Raw genomic sequence first — 18,384 nt, forward strand, 5'->3', positions numbered from 1 at the left:
CGCAAGTATGATTCTTACGAGATTTTTCAGTAAAAATATTCTATTAATTACAGGAATTCTTGATTAAATTCTTTTGGAACTTAAATAGCAGACAGCAGCAACTGATTATGATTGCCAAGATGCCACTAACCGAGAAGACATTAATTCCGATATTCTTAACCATTGCTGTCAACGGATTAACGACAAACGGGCTAACAACACCGCCAACTGAATAAATGGCAACATAAACGCCTAATGCCATCGATACACTACTATCATCAACGGCAAGTGAAATCAGATAAGGGAACTGTCCCATTGCAATACTCATGGCTGCACCAACTAAAAAGCTGCCAATAAAGACAATAATTAATGAATGGATAAAGCCAATTAATAAATATGCTATGCCATAAAGTAAAAATGAAAGTGCAATTGACGAATATCTGAATTTCTTACCGATGATTCCCACAATTAAGCCACAGAGCATCCCACCAATTAGGGAAATTGTCGAAGTCAATGCGGCTTGCGATGTGGCACCTAAGTGCTGTTCGACAACAAATAATGAGATATTGTTATTTAAGACATTATTTAGCAGCATTGTTAAAAACGCCCATGATGCACAATAAAACACATACTTGTTTAGCTTAATTTTACCCGGTTCTTGATTTTGACTGGTATTACCAGAAACATCTTTGGGATGCAGCGGCAATAACAAGATAACGACTAACAGAATTAACAATGAAAAGAGATAAATCCAATAATTATTAACCCAACTACTTGCGGCGGCTAACTGACCACCACCCATGATGAAGACAACACCGCCAATGTTAATGAAGGTGGTTGAGATGCCCATCGTTGATTCGCGTTCTTTTTTAGGTAAAATTTGTGAAATCAAAACTTGCGTCAAATTAGTACAAGCTCCTTGACCCAAACCAACTAAGCAAGAACAAATTATTAAAAAAGCAAAACTTTCATGGAAGAATACCGGCAATAAGCCACCGATTACAACTAGTAGAATTGAGCCAATAGTTAAATTTTTTAAATTAATCTTGCTGGCTGTTAATTTACCAATGATTAAGCCAGCAACCATCATAAACAGGTTAGGCAGCGAGGTCAGCATCTGTACACTGGTATTGTTTAAAGCAAAATGCTGGGCAATCGCCGCATACGACGGGGTAATGGCTAAGGCTGCCATGCCGATCATACTAACTGCTAAAACACCAATACGCGTTTTAGTAACATATTGTTGAGAAACTTCCACTCTTTACCGCTTCCCTTTACAAATACTCAAGACTGCATTGCGACCAGAAAAGGCAGCATAGCCAGCTGTACTTCCCGGCAAAGTAACGGCGTAAGTATCACCAACTAGCATGCCAGCAGCGTCATTACCAACAGCATAGAGTCCTTCAAGAGGGTAACCATAGCTGTTTAAGACTTCGTTATCATTGTCAACCCGAATACCGCCAAGCGCACATGCCATCCCAACGCCGAGTTCAACAGCATAATATGGGCCCTTTTTAAGTGGTGTCAGATAATCTGCAGCTTTACCGAAGTCACTATCCTTACCTTGACTGGCAACTTCGTTATAGCGCTCGATTGTCGATTCCAAGTTAGGCAAGTTAAGCTTGTCAGCAAGTTCTGCAATTGAATTAGCTTTGGTTAAGTATTTCTCGTTATTTTTAAGATCGCGCTCAATTTCCGCGGTTAAATTATCTAACTTTTCTGGTGAAACCGGTGAGTTACCCAGTTCCTTATATAAGCCAACATTAGTCAAATGGTCCACGGCAGCTTGATCCAAAATTGAAAATATTCTCGCCTGCGTTAAAATACTGCTCCCGGCATGGCACATGTTGTCATTAACATCTTCATTGACGAACCGGTCACCACGCTCATTAACCCATAAGATCGCTTCTTGCGTAGCAGCTGCTGCCAATTGCGAAGCCATGTGCATAAACGGTGGTCTTGTTTTATCAAAAATGGCACCACCACCGTATTGGATTGCGCCCATTTGATAATGTTCAGCTCCTGCCTGCCATGCAAGCTGCATCCCATCACCAGTCGACTTGCCATCACTAACGGATAACAACCGACTGTTAAGTGGCGTCCGCTTCTTAACTAATTCTGGATTATCGATATAGCCACCTGTGGCAAGAATCACATCATCTGCTGCTAATTCGCGCATTTGACCAGTTGCTTCGTTCTTAATCATCAATCCAGAAACATGCCCATTGTGTTGCAAAATCTTTTGCGCACTGATACTTGTTACAATTTCGATTCCAAATTCATTAACTTTAGCTAGTAAAGTCGCAATTGCAGCCATACCACCACCAGTAAAGGTGTGAATTGTAGGCCAGCTCTTTCCTTGCGGACCAACTTTAACAAAGTCAACACCTAAATCATGCAGCCAATCAATGATTGCACCACTTTGGTTAATAAACTTCTTTAAGTGTGGTGCATTAGCTTCATAATGAGAATAATTTAGTTCATCTTGTAAAAGCTGAGTAGGATCAATTTCAATTCCCTCTTGCTTTTGCAAATAACTATCTACACCCATGGCGCCTTCAACATAATTGCCGTCGCCGCCTAATGTCCGGCCTTTTTCAATTATTAAAGTATCAAGATGGTTTTCACCAGCACTGACTGCCGCAGCTAGGCCCGACAGGCCACCGCCGACAATCACTAAATCATAGTGTGCTTTCTTAGGAAACATTAATCTGCCTCCTATTTCAAACCAACTGAAACACCACCATCACTCAGAATGGTTTGACCAGTCATAAAGGTTGCTTCACTAGCGACAAAGACATAGACTTTTGCGACTTCTGCTGCGGTTTCGTAGCGTTTCATTGGGACAGTCGGCAAAATCTTCTCAAGGAAGCCACCATCGTTTAATGGTGTCTTGGTTAAACCAGGGGCAACACAGTTTACGCGAATATTGTTTTCTGCATAATCAATCGCTGCTGCTTGAGTCATCCCCATAATACCGTTCTTGGCAGCGTTATAAGCGCCCATGCCACCTGGATTGTAGATACTACCTAAAGCACCAGCGTTAACAATCGAACCATAACCTTGCTTTAAGAAAAGCTTGATTTCTTCACGCATACATAAGAATGTCCCACGCAAGTCAAGGTTGATGGTCTTATCAAAATCGTCATCGGTTAATTCAGCAAATGGCTTAAGCACACCACCACCGGCATTATTAACGGCATAATCCAGCTTGCCATAAGTGTCGATGATTTTATTTAAACTGTCTACAATACTGTCAGTTTTCATGACATTTAAAACCAAGCCAGTAATTTTACCATCATATTTTTGGTTCAACTCTTTTGCTGCGTCGATAACGCTTAGGTTGTAGTCTGTTAATACAACATTTGCACCCTGAATCGCAAATTCTTCACTAATTGCATAACCAATTCCTTGAGCAGCACCTGTAACCATCGCAACTTTATCTTTTAACATTTTTCTTCTCCTAATTTAAACTCTTAATTGCTTCTTTAGCGGCAATCCAACCTGAAACAAAGGCAAAACCATTCGCAATTCCTTCATAACTTGGATAACCATCTGAATAAAGGCCATTAACATTATTACCAACAATATACAAATCCTTGATTGGTGAGCCATCTTCTCTAACCGGCTCGCAATTGCGATTGACATTCACGCCATCCAAAGTTCCCAAAATTGCACAATGTTCAATAATTGCGTAGAACGGACCATCATGAACACCAAAAAGCAGTTCGTCAGCTGGCTTTAAGAAAATATCGTCAGTTTTATTTTCAACCGCCTTGTTATATGAAGCTAGGCTGCGCTTCAAAGCCGCAACTGGCACATTTAACTTTTGTGCTAATTCTTCAAGCGTATCTGCCTTAACAACCTCACCGGTTTTAATAGCAGCATCAAAATCTTGTTGAATATTTGGCAGTGGGCCAACAGCAGTCCGTGGTTCTTCACCAACATCACAGAACTGTCTTTCAAATGTATCTTCTAACTCAACTTCATGATTCTTGAAGTAATCAAGTGTTGCTTGATCAAGAACAACATAATACTTACCATGAACGTTGTGTGCCGCATTAGCCCACATTGCAAAATCATAAACAACATCTTCATTGACAAAGCGGTTAGCCGTTTGGTCTAACCACAATAACGGCACGTTAGTTAGAGTCTCGACGCCGCTATCACGTTTCATTGGATTAATTTGCATACTTGGTGCACAACCATGAGCAAACAAGACTGGACTATGACGCAAATCAGCACCCAGCTTTTGCGATAACCGAATACCAACACCGGTTGACTTGTGTTCGCCCAAGTTTAGTAACTCGTCAGTGTCTGAATAGCGCTCACGCATCATTTCGTCGCTGCCGCAATATCCACCATCGGCAAAAATAACTTTGCTAGCTTCAATTCTGATTTGCTTACCAGTGCTGTCTTTGGCAATGACAGCCTTTAAGCCATTGTCATAGTCAAGGTCAACAGCTTCGGTTTCTGTTAACACAGAATTCCCCGCTGCTTCAAATTTGGCAGGTAATTTATCCCAATTAGCAATCTTTTTCTTAAAGTCATTGAACTTATGATAAACAAGTGGGTCATTTAAGTGAGCCTTTTGCTCACTTTGCTCAACAGTGACCGGCAAACCCATTTCGGTTAACCGTGCAATATTTTTACCAGATTCTTTTAAAAATCTGGCCAATAACTCACCATTAACAAAAAAGTGGTTATAGTCTGTCAAGCCTTGAAATGCTTCTTGATAGTTATACCTAACGCCTAACTTTTTCTGTTGTTCAGAATTAATTGCAAAGACACCGTGGGCACCAAACTTACCAGCACCTCCAACTTTATTTCCCTTTTCAATGAGAACAAACGGAATATTTTGTTGAAATAGTTCAAAGCTTGCAGAAATCCCGGATGAGCCCGAACCTACAACCACTACTTTTGTTGAAATAGTTTCCATTCAAATTCCACCTTTCTTGTGACTTTTATTACAATAAAAATTGTAAAACCAATCACAAGAAAACGCTAACACATAAAAGTTGCTACCGATAACTTAAAGTTATTGCCTTGGCGATTAATTTAGAGAATTCCTTTTGTTTACTAGTACTGAATGCCACAACAATTTCAAATTTACCTTTCAAATGTTCAGGTGATATTCTGTAAATATTTTCACAATAATCGACAGATTGAAAGGTACTAGGCACCATTGTCATGCCACCTTTATAATTAACATTTAAATACGCCGCAGAAAAATCATTTACCGCCGCTACTTCCTTGTAACCCCAACCATCTTGTGCATATGTCTCAAGCATTGCTGTTTGAATATTTAAAATCCCAGTTGAGCGCCAATCCTGCATATAGATTGTCGAATTTTGTGCCAATTTCTTTAGGTTCTGACCATATTTTTGGACAGCCTTAGAATTAAATACTAAGTCAAAGTCAACTTTCTCTAGCGGCAAAGTTACCACCTTACTGTTACCCGCAAACTCAAGCTGAAAGCCAATTAGTAGGTCATAATTATTTTTAAGCAGCCGACTGATACTGGTGTTGAATGCTTCCTCATCAAAGCTAACGACGTACTTTTTAGGCAAACAACTAGCAAGCCTAGCAGCATTATCCTCTAATCCTTGCAAAAAATGAATGCGCAATAATTTTTCAGGATGCTTATCCGGATTGTGCCAGATTTCGCTATAAGAATTAATAATTTCGACAGCTCGCTCATAGAAAAGTTCTCCAGTTGGCGTTAAAGAAAATTCGCCGGCTGTCCGATTAAGTAACTTGTGTCCTAACTCGTTCTCCAATTTTTTAATTGCTGAACTGACAGCAGTTTCGGAAACATAATTTCTTTTCGCAGCAGAAATAAAGCCATGTGTTTGAACAACATCTACAAAATACTTGACTGGCATTAAATTATAATTCATTGTTCTTCCCTTTTTGTTTAACCAATATATTATCCTTTTCACATAAGATAACATAAATTTACAGCATTAATTCAATTATCTTGTAAGAAAATATTGTTGAATTTACTGTAAGTATTGCGTGCTTTTAGCAAAATTACTTTTAAATTTAATTAATTGAGTAACAACTATGGCTTTTTTTGCTTAATATTCACATGATTAAAATTAGTTGTTGCATAAGCTAATAGACGTTAGCGCTGTTATAGGCTAAAATATTAGTTATACCAATTAACAAGGAGGAATATTTTATGACAAAAGAAATCACAAACGATGCTATTAGCAAATACACCCAAGATCTTGCTAAACATGCTGGTATTAACATTGCCAGTCATGCTGCCCAAGAAAATGGTATTTACAAGGCTAGTCAAAATACGCAAACCAAAATCGACTTAGACCCAACTTTTTCAGTTGAAATTGATACAGGTAAGCCAGCTGACCAAAAGCAATCAGGCCGCTGCTGGATGTTCTCAGCTTTGAACACGATGCGTCACCCACTGCAAAAAGAATACAAGGTTAAGGACTTTGAATTATCCCAAAACTTTACTAACTTCTGGGATAAATTTGAAAAATCTAACTGGTTCTTCGAAAACGTTATTGCCACAGCCGACAAGCCATTAGGCGATCGTAAAGTTACCTTTTTATTTGCTACCCCACAACAAGACGGTGGTCAATGGGATATGCTTTGCGGCTTAATCCAAAAATACGGGATTGTGCCAAAGACGGTTTATCCAGAAACAGCTAACGCCACAAATTCAAGTGCCTTAAACGACACCTTGAACACCTTACTACGTAAGGATGGCTTAGAATTACGCGACTTAGTCAACGATGGCAAGTCCGAAGATGAAATCCAAGCACGTAAGACAGAAATGTTAAATGACGTTTTCCGGATTTTGGCTATTTCACTTGGTGTGCCACCTACCAAATTTGACTTTGAATACAAGGACGATGATGGTAATTACCACAGAGAAGCTGGAATTACACCAAAGGAATTCTTCGATAAATATGTCGGCATGAACCTTGAGGATCACGTTTCAACTATCAACTCACCAACAAGCGACAAGCCTTATCACAAAGTCTTTTCAGTTGAATACCTTGGCAATGTTGTTGGCGGGCGGCAAGTTCGTCACCTAAACTTGAAGATTGACGAAATGAAAGAATTAATTATCAAGCAATTGCAGGCTGGCGAAGTTGTCTGGTTCGGCTCCAATGTTGGTAAGGATTCCGATCGCCAACTCGGCTTGCTTGATACCAACATTTACAAGCGTGACGAATTATTTGACGTTGACTTCTCAATGTCCAAGGCCGACATGCTTGACTCTGGTGAAAGCATGATGGATCACGCCATGGTAATTACTGGTGTTGACCTAGTAGACGACAAGCCAACTAAATGGAAGATTGAAAACTCATGGGGTACCAAACCTGGATTCAAGGGTTACTTCGTCATGAGCGATTCTTGGTTTGATTCATTTGTTTATCAAGCTGTTATCAACAAGAAGTTCCTGCCCGATGACCTGAAGAAGGCCTTTGATGAAGGCAGCAAGGATCCAATTCAACTATTGCCTTGGGACCCAATGGGTGCTTTAGCTTTTAAATAAAGAATTGTAAACAAAAAGCGCTACATTAAGTAACGCTTTTTTTGCTGCAGTAAAACTATCTTGATAATAATGCCAAGCCAAAAATACAAATAATTAGTAAAACATCGGCAACATGAATTTTTTCTTTTAAGGCAAAACTACCAAAAATAACACTGTATAAGTTAGTCATATTGAGAAAGACCCATGCAATTCCCGAATTCGGCGATGACGTTGCTAACGTATATGTCACCTGTGCCAGCAATGTCAAAATTGCCCGCGCTGCATAAATCCAGAAAACCTGTTTAGTAAGTTTTCCTGGCTTAAATTTAAGGCTATGATTTTTTACCCAAAAAGTGATAATTGTGATTATGCACCGAATGTAAATCGTCGCAATCGTAAAATAAATTAAATCAATTGGCTTTACCACGCCTTTAGTCAGAAGCGGTGAAAGAGCCGCCTGCACAATCAATAACGGGCCAATAACCATAAATGTTGTCAGCAAAGTCTTAACGCTTAATTCACTATGGCGTTGTTTAAAAATAATGTAACAAACCACAATTATTGTTGAGACAATTGAAATCAAATAAGCCGACTGACTAAAGTAGCCCATCGTCAAAAAGATTGCCACTGGAATAAACAGGTCGGTCATTTTACTCAAAACAATTGACTGCATAATCGTGACCTTTTTGAACACATAACTATAGCCGTAGGCAACTAATTGCGCAAGCAAGCCATAAATACCAATGTGCCACAAATATTCACCCGTTAATGTTGGCGCCGAAAACCGATTTAGCATCCCCATTAATAGCACGGTTACGAGCGCCGTACTGCACAGATTATTCAAAAAGTTAACATTAATTGAACTTTGCTTGCGATATCCCATTTGGTAGCGGTCAATTACCGAAATAATGCCGCGTGAAAACGACGACACACAAGCAAAAATAATTAACAAAAAATTACTAATAGCCACTAGTCTACCTCCAAAATTGAAGAATTTTCATTCTTCCACTTACTTTTTACCGATTCTGCTCCGTTAAAATGTTAATCATCACGCAAGATTTGCGGCCAAAGCAGTTTAAAGACTAAAGTGGTGTAATAATAGTACCAGCATCATATACTAAAATTACTTAAGTATGCTATCATATCAAAAATCAGTTACTATTTTCAAGTTAATATTTAAAAAAGCGCTACTTTTGCAGTAACGCTTTGTTTATTTTTCGGTAATTGTGACAACATCATCATTAACCATCACTACCCCGTGATTACTAATCGTCTTTAAAGGCAATCGAGAAGAATATTTGGCAAAAACTCGTTGCGACTTCCGTTTAAATGGAAAGCTTAAATAATGCGGCAAAGCATAAAAATCAACTAGGTTTAATGCGTGAAAATCATGTAAATTCGGGGCCTTTTTGGTGCTGTCCATCAAACTAATGTATTCAATATCAGGCGCCGTGATTGCGGCTCCGGCTGATTCGCCAAGATATAGTTTACCGGCATTAACCTCGCGAATAATCAAGCGGTCAGCACCCGTTCGCTTCAATTCCTGCAATAAATAAAAAGTATTGCCACCAGAAATATAAATTACATCGGCAGCTTGCAGGCCGGCTGCAATTTCAGTAGCAGAAGCAACCGCTACATCCAAAACGTTAACCTGCATGCCCAAATAGTTTGCCAGTAATTTACTTTCTGTCCGCACCATCGCATGATGGCCTCTTTCAACATTACTAGCCGTTGGAATATACGCCACGCTTTTACCGTGCAAATCACCCGCAAATTCGGGCAATAAATCACGGACATTATTTAACATTGATGCTAAAAACAATTTTGCCATTATTTTCTACTCCCCCAAGATTTTATTGGTAATCATTAAAGTCGATTACCTGATCATATTGCTTTAATTCATTTGCTTCATAATGATGGATCACCTCGATAAAAGTCAAGTCCGAATTAAGCAAATAGTGGTGAATTTTATTCGCAGTTGCCCGATCAAGCGAAGCATTAATTTCATCTAACAACAGAATTGGCCGTTTAGCTAAAATCGCCCGTGCTAGCTCAATTCGCGCTAACTGACCGCCCGACAACTGGTCGGCATTCTCACCTAATTGGTAATCGAAACCTTTTTCTTGAACTATTTCATCTAACTGCAACATTGAGCAAACCGCCTTAACTTTGGCTGCAGGAATTTTAGCTCCTAAAGTCAGATTAAACCACAAATTATCCGCAAAAATCACTGGCGTTTGGCTGGCATAAGCAAATAAATCCGTGAGCTGTTCAATTGTGTAATTTTGACCATCAACCGAAATTTTAGCAGCTTGGCCAAACTTGCCAGACAATAGAAACTGGAACAAGGTTGACTTACCACTACCCGATGGCCCAATGACTGCTATCTTTTGACCCTTTTTAACTTCTAAATTAATGCCATGAGCTAATTGCTGCTTTCTAGCTAAATCAATTTGCGAAAAAGCAACTATCTGCTTGAAGTCAGTTACCTTGGCAGTCTCACTCTGTTCGCCAAAAGCCAAATATTGTTTAATCTTAGCCACAATATTTTTAGTCGTTGAAAAGTGATTACGTTCTTGCATAATCGTTAAAATTGGGTTCACAAATGAGTTTGACAGCTGAACAACCGCAAACAATGCTCCTAGTGTTGTCTGTCCCTTAACAATTAGGTAGATTCCGACCAAAATTGGCAATAAAAATGTGCCAATTTCGGCAACAAGATTAACTAAAGCCTGTGAATTGTCATTTAACAAATTCATCCGTGCTAAAGCTTTTTCCAACTGATTAACGACTTGCTGGTTTTTAACGACACCACTTTGCTGGCGGCGATATAACCGCAAGGAGTCGGCTCCCGCCAAGAAGTTCTTAGTCTGGTTAACGTACTGTTCATTAGCATCAGTCCAAGAGTCTGATGCTTTTTGCAATGGCTTTTGGAAGAAACCGACAACAAACATTGGCACAGCAGACCCGACAAAGAACAAAATGGTGAGCAGCCAATTAATATAAAACGCGTAGCTTAAGGATAAAACCAGCATGCAGGAGCTCATCGTGATGTTAATTTCAGCACCGAACCGGTTAGTTTCAAGCAGCTTAAAGTCGCTTGTCAAAAAGCTCAATCCTGCTGAGTTTTCTGCTCTTTCTTCGTGCAGCATCCCATTAAAAATCTTAGTTCTTAACGTACTATTCGTTTGCCTAATTGCGTCATTTTTCAAATAATTGTAACCAAGTTTAGCACAAAAGACGATAAGAAAAAGAAGGCAAATCGTTATCAAAAATCGCGGCAATTTTTGCAACTGACCTGTTGTACCAATATTAACCAATGTTCCTGTCATATACGCCATCACGATATTTTCCGTGCTGGCAACAATCCCTAAAATGCACATTAAGACGAGCTTCGACTTAGAGTAGTATTTTATAATCATGAGTTCTCCTTCAAATAATTAAACTCAAATAAATCTATTTAAGTTAATTAAAATCTTTTTCTCAGTTAAGACAATAGTTTCTGTCCAAGTGGTCGCTCACCATGACTAAGTGGTCGTTTTTGCGTATTAAAAAAACGTTGAATTTCTTCAACGTTTATTTACTCTAGTTTAAACCAACACTCTGAGCAAAGCGCATGAATGCCGCTTGCCCGTCCTTTGTTTGCTTGAAGACGCCCGCATCTTCAAGCACTCTCGCAAAGACCTTACCAAGTTCTGCCTGCAAAATGGCATCAACATTGGCTGCTGTAATAGAATTTTGTGCCTTAATCTGTTCAGCCCACAGCAAATGCATTGCTGCAACCTTGTTCTTTTCACCTAGCAGAAACTTCCGCACTTCTTGCATCTCCGGCTCAAGCCGTGGTGGCAAAATCGCTAGCCCCATCACTTCTATTAAACCAATATTTTCTTTTTTAATATGTTGGACATCTTGGTGAGGATGAAAAATACCATCAGGATATTTATCCGAAGTTTGGTTATCACGCAATACTAAGTCAAGTACTAACTGGTCGCCTTGCTTGTGCGCAATTGGTGTAATCGTGTGGTGCGGCGTCTCACCAGTAAATGCCCGAACATCAACTTGTTCATCGCTATAATCGCGCCATGCCAACAAAATTTTGTTAGCCAGTGCCACTAATTGCTGCTTATTTTGACTGCGTAAGCGAATTACAGACATGGGCCACTTCACAATCCCAGCTGCAACATCATCAAAACCGGTAAAATTAATCTTAGTCTTCACCTTGGCTTTCATCATTGCAAAACTGTGACGACCACCCTGATAATGCTCATGAGCAAGAATTGAACCGCCAACGATTGGTAAGTCCGCGTTACTCCCAGCAAAATATCCCGGAAATTGTTCAATAATATTAAGCAGTCTCACAAACGTTTTTTCCGAAATTTTCATTCCTTCATGTTTAGCCGAAAGGAAAATACAATGCTCATTAAAATAAGCATAAGGAGAATACTGAAAACCCCAGACCTCATCGCCAATCTTAAAGCGAATAATCCGATGATTACTGCGGGCAGGATAATTAATTCGACCTAAATAGCCCTCATTCTCCTTGCACAATTGGCATAAGGGGTACCCTGTTGCCTTTACCGTCTTAGCTGCCGCAATTGCCCGCGGGTCCTTTTCCGGCTTAGAGAGGTTAATCGTGATTTCTAAATCGCCATATTCACTAGGAGTGACAAAATAAATATTTTTAGCAATTGCGCGCGTTTTGATATAGTCACTGCGTTTACTTAATTGATAAAAATCGGCAAGCGCCTGTTCCGGCTTTTCTTGATATGTCTGCCAAAATTTGTGGTTAACAACGCTCGGACGCGGCACTAACAAGTTCATTAACTGAGCACCTAACACATCTTGCTCATTAAGGGTCGGACCACAATTACCATTTTTCAAAGCAGCGGCAACCAGTTCATCCTTTAAATCAATTAACGCCGTACTTGTTGTCATCAATTCCCGTGCTTCGTCGCCGACTAACGCTAACACCTGATTAACCAAATAAATCTGATCTAGTTCTGTAGCATCACCTGCAGCAATTACTTGCGTAACAAATTGATCAACTAAATTTGTTTGCATTTTTTACATTCCCATCACTAACTACTTTAATACCTTGGCACCATCTGCAGTTTCAGCAAGATAAAACGATGGCGCGTAACCAATCACTTGCTCATATACAGTGCCGACACTTTGCTTAAATGCCTCTACATCTTTTTTATTAACCAGCGCAATTGCACAGCCGCCAAAACCAGCGCCTGTCATTCTTGCACCTAATACGCCTGGCTGCTGCCATGCTGTATGAACGAGCGTATCTAGTTCCTTGCCTGTAACCTCGTAGTCGTTTTCCAGAGATACATGCGAAGCATTAATTAGCCGCCCAAACTCTGCTAAGTCGCCTTTTTGCAAAGCCTGTTCAGCATATAAAGTCCGCTCGTTTTCCCAGACTGCATGGCGCGCTCTCTTGAGTAGCGTTTCTGAAGATAATAGCGAACTATATTGGTCCAAAGTTCTACTATCAAGCTCGCCTAAAGAATTAATATTTAATTCTTTTTGTAAGTCATGGAGCGCCTGTTCACACTCACTTCTGCGCTCATTATATTTAGAATCAGCTAGCTCACGCCGCTTGTTCGTATTCATAATGACGATTACATTATCCTGTAAATTAAGGGGAACCATACTATAGTCTAAAGTATTGGTATCAAGCAGGATTGCGTGATTTTGCTTACTCATCGCTACTGCAAATTGGTCCATAATTCCTGAATTTACACCAATGAAGTCATTCTCAGTTGAAACACCCATCTTGACAAGATCAAACGCACTAAAGTCAAGGTTAAACTGATCTTTTAAAATCACACCGATTAACATTTCCAGAGCAGCTGAAGAAGACAGACCTGCACCATCAGGGATATTGCCATCGATATAAATATTTAAGCCATGCGTGATTTGCGCACCTTTAGCTAATAAAAAATGCAACATTCCTTTAGCATAATTAGTCCAAGAGTCCTCTTTAACAAAATGGAGGTCATTCAAGTCAACATCAATTATGCCCAGCTCCGCAAAACTGGTGGAGTAAAGACGAAATGTCTGATCAGCGCGGGCACTCACAGCACCATAGATTCCCAGAGTGATTGCACACGGGAATACATGTCCACCATTATAGTCAGTATGCTCGCCGATTAAATTAATTCTACCTGGGGAAAAATAATAACCCTTAGGATTTTCGTGATATATTTCAGTAAACTTATCTTTTAATTCTTCTTTTTGCAATTTCATTCTATCTGCTTTCGTAAAAAACGCTTTCAAAAATATTACTATCTTATTGTACTATTTTTTATGGCTCCAGCAAATTGAAATTAATAAAATTTAAATGGCAAAACTAAGTGAACGTTAATCAATCGTAATATCACCAGTCGAGGAATCGACCTTAAGCGTTGCTTTACTACCGGAGTAATTTTTAATTAAATGATCATCTGCATCATCGCCAAAATACTCAATGTCACCCGTATCAACTGACAAATGGTACGTCATCTTCTTAGTGGCATTGTCAAAAGTAAAATCACCAGTATCTAATGAAAATGAATTATTACCTAATAAGCGCGACGTAGAAATATCCACATCTCCAGTATCAACATCGCCAATAACATTCTTAAGCTGACTAGCATCAATCTCAATGTCGCCCGTATCACTTGATAACTTGCAGCCATTTGCAATGATATGGTTAAAGTCAATATTTCCGGTATCAGAGTCAACTGCTATCTTTTGCAACTGTAAATTATTTAACTCAAAGTCACTTGTACTTGCTTGCGCAGTAATTTTAGTAAGTGAACTTTTGCGTGGAACCGTTATTTCGACCCGATATTTAGCAGTTATGTGCTTGCCATTAATAGATATGCCGCCAATATTGAAAAAGTGATTATGCAGCTGCCCATGCTGAGTAACCACTAATTCACCATTCTTGACATTAGTGGTAATTCTACTCTTCTGATTATCGCTAATCTTTACTTGATATTTCTTACCTTGTCGAATACTGACATCAGCTGTATCAACATCCACTTTGATTTTAGTAAATTTTTGCGGATAAACTATTCTGGTTTTCGTTGGTTGGCTATTTTCCTTACCTGAGCTACTACCTAGATGTCCTAAATAAATAACGGCAGCCAGCAGAACTACGATTAAACAAATTACCAAAGTAATAATTGCTTTTTTATTTTTCTTCATCTTTCACAATTTTCCCTTTCTATGCATACTAGTATGCTAATACACTAAATTCTAATTTATTAATATTCTTTAGTCAACCTAATTTTGCCTGCAAAAAAAGACGCTACATCTAAATGTAGCGTCTGCTAGTTTACCAAATATGCAACAAGCGTTCTGAGTGTAACTTACTCAAATTAAATTGGTGCACATGTTGTGGCCTACTCTGTGGTACTTTGTGCATAAAATCAGCCAAATTAACCAATCCAGTTGAATACGTCCATACACCTTTAACCTTTTTAATCGGATCCAGTAGCTCATTTCTGATCGGATAGGCTGAAATTAAAAAGTGCTTGTGATGAAATTTAAACACAAAATATGGTAAACGAAATTCCTTAATAACTTCCTCTTCTGTCTTACCGATTGTAATCACGTTACGGTAAGTACCATATTTTTCTGTAAAACGATCATTAAAGGAAAAGTAAAAATTAGAAATATGCACATGCGGAAAATCCGCCTCAGCAACCTTATCTGGAACAGCAATGACGTGTGCAAAATGATCTAAATCACTCTCCTTTTGTGACAGCACATTGCCCATCTGATTAGGATTAACTACGCGTGCCCATTCAGGCACCCGCCAATTATCCTTATAGGTCAAATACATTTCTCGAACCACATCTGGCTTGACCCAATCATATTGCCTGCGTACTTGATTGCGATTAAGCAAGTTACGCAAACTCTTGTGGTACATTAAATCAACGACGAATAATTCATAACGATAACGCTCAACCCACGGCTTATAGTGTTCAATACTATCAGAAACAACGTGGGTACTATCAACAATTACCGTTTCGCCGCGCTTCATCTTTTCTTCTACGAGGTAGTCAACTAACCGCTCTGTCTGCTTATTCGCATAGCGCGGAATTACTTGATGTAAGCAATCGGTATCTTCTTCATAAAAATAGGTTAAGTTCGCCAATAATAATCTAATTTGATCACGACTAATCGCGTATGGTTGTAAGTGATGGCGAGCAATGAATGAAGATTTACCGGAGCCGGGTGCGCCTCGTAATAAAAATATTTTACGCATGCCTTTTACTCCAAACTAAGAATGTAAAACTTATATAGTATCGTAATAAATTTTAACATACATCTGCCAAATTCCTTAATCAGAACTAAAAGCAATCTTAAAATTTAGCGTAAAATCTGTTTATCAACAATTTGTAAACGGGCATCTAAGGTATAACTAATTGGCTCTGCATTGGGAACCTCTACCTGCACAATGTCGCGGTCATTAATTCCTTCCATTTTTTTAATTAAGGCGCGCAAACTTGAGCCGTGGGCAACAATTAATTGGTCCTCACCGTTTTTCAATCTACTTGCAACTTCATTATTATAGTATGGCAATAAGCGCTGTTGTGTCTGATATAAGCTCTCAGTAAGCGGCAAACGGTGCAAGTCACAGGTATTATAGCGGCGATCCGTAATCTTTTTCCCTTCCGGCGGGATTGAATAAAAGCCGCGGCGCCATTCTAGAACTTGTTGCTTGCCATAAATTTGGCGAGACAGATCCTTATTGATACCACGGAGTTTGCCGTAATGCCGCTCATTCAGGCGCCACGTTTTGGTAACAGGTAAATACAGGAAATGACAGACATCAGCCACAACATTTGCAGTCACAATTGCTCGCGATAAAACTGAAGTATGAATATGTGTTGGCGCAAAGTCAGGAATTTGCTTAATTAGTTCACCAGCATGCCTTGCTTGATCTCTACCCTTAGCAGTCAGTGGCACATCGTTCCACCCAGTATAGACATTAGCTGAATTGGCCGTACTTTCACCATGCCTGACTAAAACTAACTTGACCATCTACTTGACCCAATGCAAAATCATCATTGCAATACCGCCGATGACAAAAATAATTCCTAAAATCATAAAGACTGTTGTACCACCCTGCTGATTATGCCGGCGGCGATTATATGAAAACGCCATGTCGTAAAGTCCGACAATCAAAACAATAATGGCTGTAAAAAGACTAACTTTCATTTCTATTTCCCCCTAATTTTCGTGATCATGGCCCGGCACAATCATCTCATCATTCTTGCCGCGTTCACACTCGGCTTGAAAATTGATATGATTAATCCCCAATTGCTGCAACTTTTTACTAATTTGCTGCGTTAACTTTTCAAATTCACTAGCAGTTAATTTTGCATCCACGTTAACGTGAGCATCAAGCATAATATAATTGTCGCTATAGCGCCATAAATGCACATGATGAATATTTTTTATCTCTGGAAAAGATAACACAATTTGATTCATTTGTTCAAGGTCAATATCAGGATTTGATTCCATTAAAATATTCGCTGCTTTTTTGGTAATCTGATATGCCTCATGCAGAACAAACACTGACACTAACATCGTCATAACAGGATCAAGCCAAGTAATTTGCCAAAAGTAAATGACCACCGCACCAATAACTACAGCAATGCTAGACAAGGCATCACTCATCATATGCACAAAAGTTGAGCGGACGTTTAAACTCCCCTGTGCATCCTGATACATCGCCAACATAGAAACAAAATTAGCAATCAAAACAATAATTGCGACTATCAGCATAATGCCGCCTTTAATTTGGCTAGGCTGCCAAAAACGCTCAATTGCCTCAACAAATAACGTAACACTGATTAAAATTAAAATAATTCCGTTAGTGAAGGCGGCCAATATTTCGGCGCGCTCATAGCCAAACGTTTTATTTTGATTGCGACTACGATTACTAATTAAATGTGCGACAAATGAAATGATGATCGCACCCACATCACTTAAATTATGGACAGCATCTGACAATAAGGCTAAAGACCCAGACACGAACCCACCAATAAACTCTGCAATGGTAATGATAATATTAAGTAGCGTTACATAAGCATAACGCTTAGTTGTGTGATCTTTCATTTTATGCATTCCTTTCCTTGCATTTAGTGTAACAAAAAAGTCTTACTGCTCCCAGTAAGACTATATATTTTCTGCATTAATATTGTAATCGACAATTTCAAATTTACCATTGTCATGGAGAATGCCGCGACTGACACTACCGTTATCAGGAAAAATAATATCGTGTAACCCATCACTTTGGTTCCAATACTTAATTCCCAAGGTTTTAATAAAGTCACCGTGTGAAACAAGCAAAACGCGCTTTTCATTTTTGGTTAAGTCACTTAATACATTAACCGCACGCACCATTCTAGCGTCAAGTTCTTCCTTATTTTCGGCTAAATGTCGTGGATCAGCTTCTTTGGTTGCCTCCCGAAACTCATAAATACCGACTTGATTAATGATTTTGGTCACGTTATCCTCATGACCCATACCAGCGGCCATGGCAACTTGCTCCCAAGTATGGTGAACATCATCACCCTCAAATGAACCAAAAAAGACTTCCCGAAATTCTGGCAGCTTTTTGATTTTGTTAATTTCAGATACCTGATTGGCATCTTTCATTAAGTGCACGGTATCAATTGCTCGCTTCAAATCTGAAGAATACATATTGTCAAAATGAACCTGACTTAAAGCCTGTGCAGTTCGCTTTAAATCGTTAATTCCTTTAACTGTCAATGGTGAGTCACACCAGCCCTGAACCTTATCAAGCTGGTTAAACATCGTTTCACCATGCCGAACTAAATAAACTTCTGTACTCAATTCGCATTCTCCTTTCACAATAGATTGTA

At 39.2% G+C, this 18,384-nt stretch carries 17 protein-coding genes; 1 reads left to right on the forward strand and 16 read right to left on the reverse strand.

Annotation, left to right across the window (positions count from 1 at the left end; all coding sequences use genetic code 11):
* Nucleotides 1-43: 43 nt before the first annotated feature.
* The 5 genes from OZX76_RS07545 to OZX76_RS07565 form a co-directional block, all read right to left on the reverse strand.
* Entirely contained in the window at nt 44-1,237 is a 1,194-nt protein-coding gene (locus OZX76_RS07545; RefSeq protein WP_277179195.1) for an MFS transporter, read from the reverse strand.
* Nucleotides 1,238-1,240: 3 nt separating this feature from the next.
* On the reverse strand, nt 1,241-2,686 hold the full coding sequence (locus tag OZX76_RS07550) for an FAD-binding protein (protein WP_277179197.1): 1,446 nt from the start codon (nt 2,684-2,686) through the stop codon (nt 1,241-1,243).
* An 11-nt stretch (nt 2,687-2,697) separates the two neighbouring features.
* Nucleotides 2,698-3,432 (reverse strand): SDR family NAD(P)-dependent oxidoreductase, encoded by a 735-nt coding sequence (locus OZX76_RS07555; protein ID WP_277179199.1) that lies wholly within the window; start codon nt 3,430-3,432, stop codon nt 2,698-2,700.
* A 10-nt stretch (nt 3,433-3,442) separates the two neighbouring features.
* Nucleotides 3,443-4,918, reverse strand: a complete 1,476-nt coding sequence (locus tag OZX76_RS07560) for an FAD-binding protein (RefSeq protein ID WP_277179201.1) — start codon at nt 4,916-4,918, stop codon at nt 3,443-3,445.
* 82 nt (nt 4,919-5,000) lie between these two features.
* Nucleotides 5,001-5,879: a LysR family transcriptional regulator gene (locus OZX76_RS07565; protein ID WP_277179203.1), complete on the reverse strand. Its 879-nt coding sequence runs from the start codon at nt 5,877-5,879 to the stop codon at nt 5,001-5,003.
* Nucleotides 5,880-6,163: 284 nt separating this feature from the next.
* Here OZX76_RS07565 and pepC point away from each other — a divergent pair, with 284 nt between their 5' ends.
* Nucleotides 6,164-7,510, forward strand: coding sequence for an aminopeptidase C (gene pepC / locus OZX76_RS07570; RefSeq protein WP_277179205.1), 1,347 nt, complete (start codon nt 6,164-6,166; stop codon nt 7,508-7,510).
* A gap of 55 nt (nt 7,511-7,565) precedes the next feature.
* On the opposite strand, the gene OZX76_RS07575 is transcribed toward pepC, so the two are convergent.
* The 11 genes from OZX76_RS07575 to OZX76_RS07625 all read right to left on the reverse strand — a co-directional run bounded on the left by OZX76_RS07575 (nt 7,566) and on the right by OZX76_RS07625 (nt 18,355).
* The gene (locus OZX76_RS07575; RefSeq protein WP_277179207.1) at nt 7,566-8,459 is read right to left on the reverse strand and encodes an EamA family transporter; all 894 of its coding nucleotides are present in this window, start codon (nt 8,457-8,459) and stop codon (nt 7,566-7,568) included.
* Nucleotides 8,460-8,699: 240 nt separating this feature from the next.
* Nucleotides 8,700-9,320 (reverse strand): Type 1 glutamine amidotransferase-like domain-containing protein, encoded by a 621-nt coding sequence (locus tag OZX76_RS07580; RefSeq protein ID WP_277179209.1) that lies wholly within the window; start codon nt 9,318-9,320, stop codon nt 8,700-8,702.
* 22 nt (nt 9,321-9,342) lie between these two features.
* Nucleotides 9,343-10,911 carry an ABC transporter ATP-binding protein gene (locus OZX76_RS07585; protein WP_277179210.1) on the reverse strand — a complete coding sequence of 523 codons (1,569 nt, stop codon included), beginning with the start codon at nt 10,909-10,911 and terminating at the stop codon, nt 9,343-9,345.
* A 163-nt stretch (nt 10,912-11,074) separates the two neighbouring features.
* On the reverse strand, nt 11,075-12,550 hold the full coding sequence (galT, locus tag OZX76_RS07590; protein ID WP_277179212.1) for a UDP-glucose--hexose-1-phosphate uridylyltransferase: 1,476 nt from the start codon (nt 12,548-12,550) through the stop codon (nt 11,075-11,077).
* A 21-nt stretch (nt 12,551-12,571) separates the two neighbouring features.
* Nucleotides 12,572-13,738, reverse strand: coding sequence for a galactokinase (locus OZX76_RS07595; protein WP_277181528.1), 1,167 nt, complete (start codon nt 13,736-13,738; stop codon nt 12,572-12,574).
* A 120-nt stretch (nt 13,739-13,858) separates the two neighbouring features.
* Entirely contained in the window at nt 13,859-14,689 is an 831-nt protein-coding gene (locus tag OZX76_RS07600) for a DUF4097 family beta strand repeat-containing protein (RefSeq protein ID WP_277179214.1), read from the reverse strand.
* A 130-nt stretch (nt 14,690-14,819) separates the two neighbouring features.
* Complete coding sequence (locus OZX76_RS07605) at nt 14,820-15,755, reverse strand: AAA family ATPase (RefSeq protein WP_277179216.1); 936 nt, start codon at nt 15,753-15,755, stop codon at nt 14,820-14,822.
* A 104-nt stretch (nt 15,756-15,859) separates the two neighbouring features.
* On the reverse strand, nt 15,860-16,534 hold the full coding sequence (locus OZX76_RS07610; protein WP_277179218.1) for a 2,3-diphosphoglycerate-dependent phosphoglycerate mutase: 675 nt from the start codon (nt 16,532-16,534) through the stop codon (nt 15,860-15,862).
* Complete coding sequence (locus OZX76_RS07615) at nt 16,535-16,711, reverse strand: DUF308 domain-containing protein (protein ID WP_277179220.1); 177 nt, start codon at nt 16,709-16,711, stop codon at nt 16,535-16,537.
* A 12-nt stretch (nt 16,712-16,723) separates the two neighbouring features.
* The gene (locus OZX76_RS07620; protein WP_277179222.1) at nt 16,724-17,614 is read right to left on the reverse strand and encodes a cation diffusion facilitator family transporter; all 891 of its coding nucleotides are present in this window, start codon (nt 17,612-17,614) and stop codon (nt 16,724-16,726) included.
* Nucleotides 17,615-17,674: 60 nt separating this feature from the next.
* Nucleotides 17,675-18,355 (reverse strand): histidine phosphatase family protein, encoded by a 681-nt coding sequence (locus OZX76_RS07625; protein ID WP_277142742.1) that lies wholly within the window; start codon nt 18,353-18,355, stop codon nt 17,675-17,677.
* Nucleotides 18,356-18,384: the final 29 nt, after the last annotated feature.

Source organism: Lactobacillus sp. ESL0677, from assembly GCF_029392875.1.
Lineage (GTDB): Bacteria > Bacillota > Bacilli > Lactobacillales > Lactobacillaceae > Lactobacillus.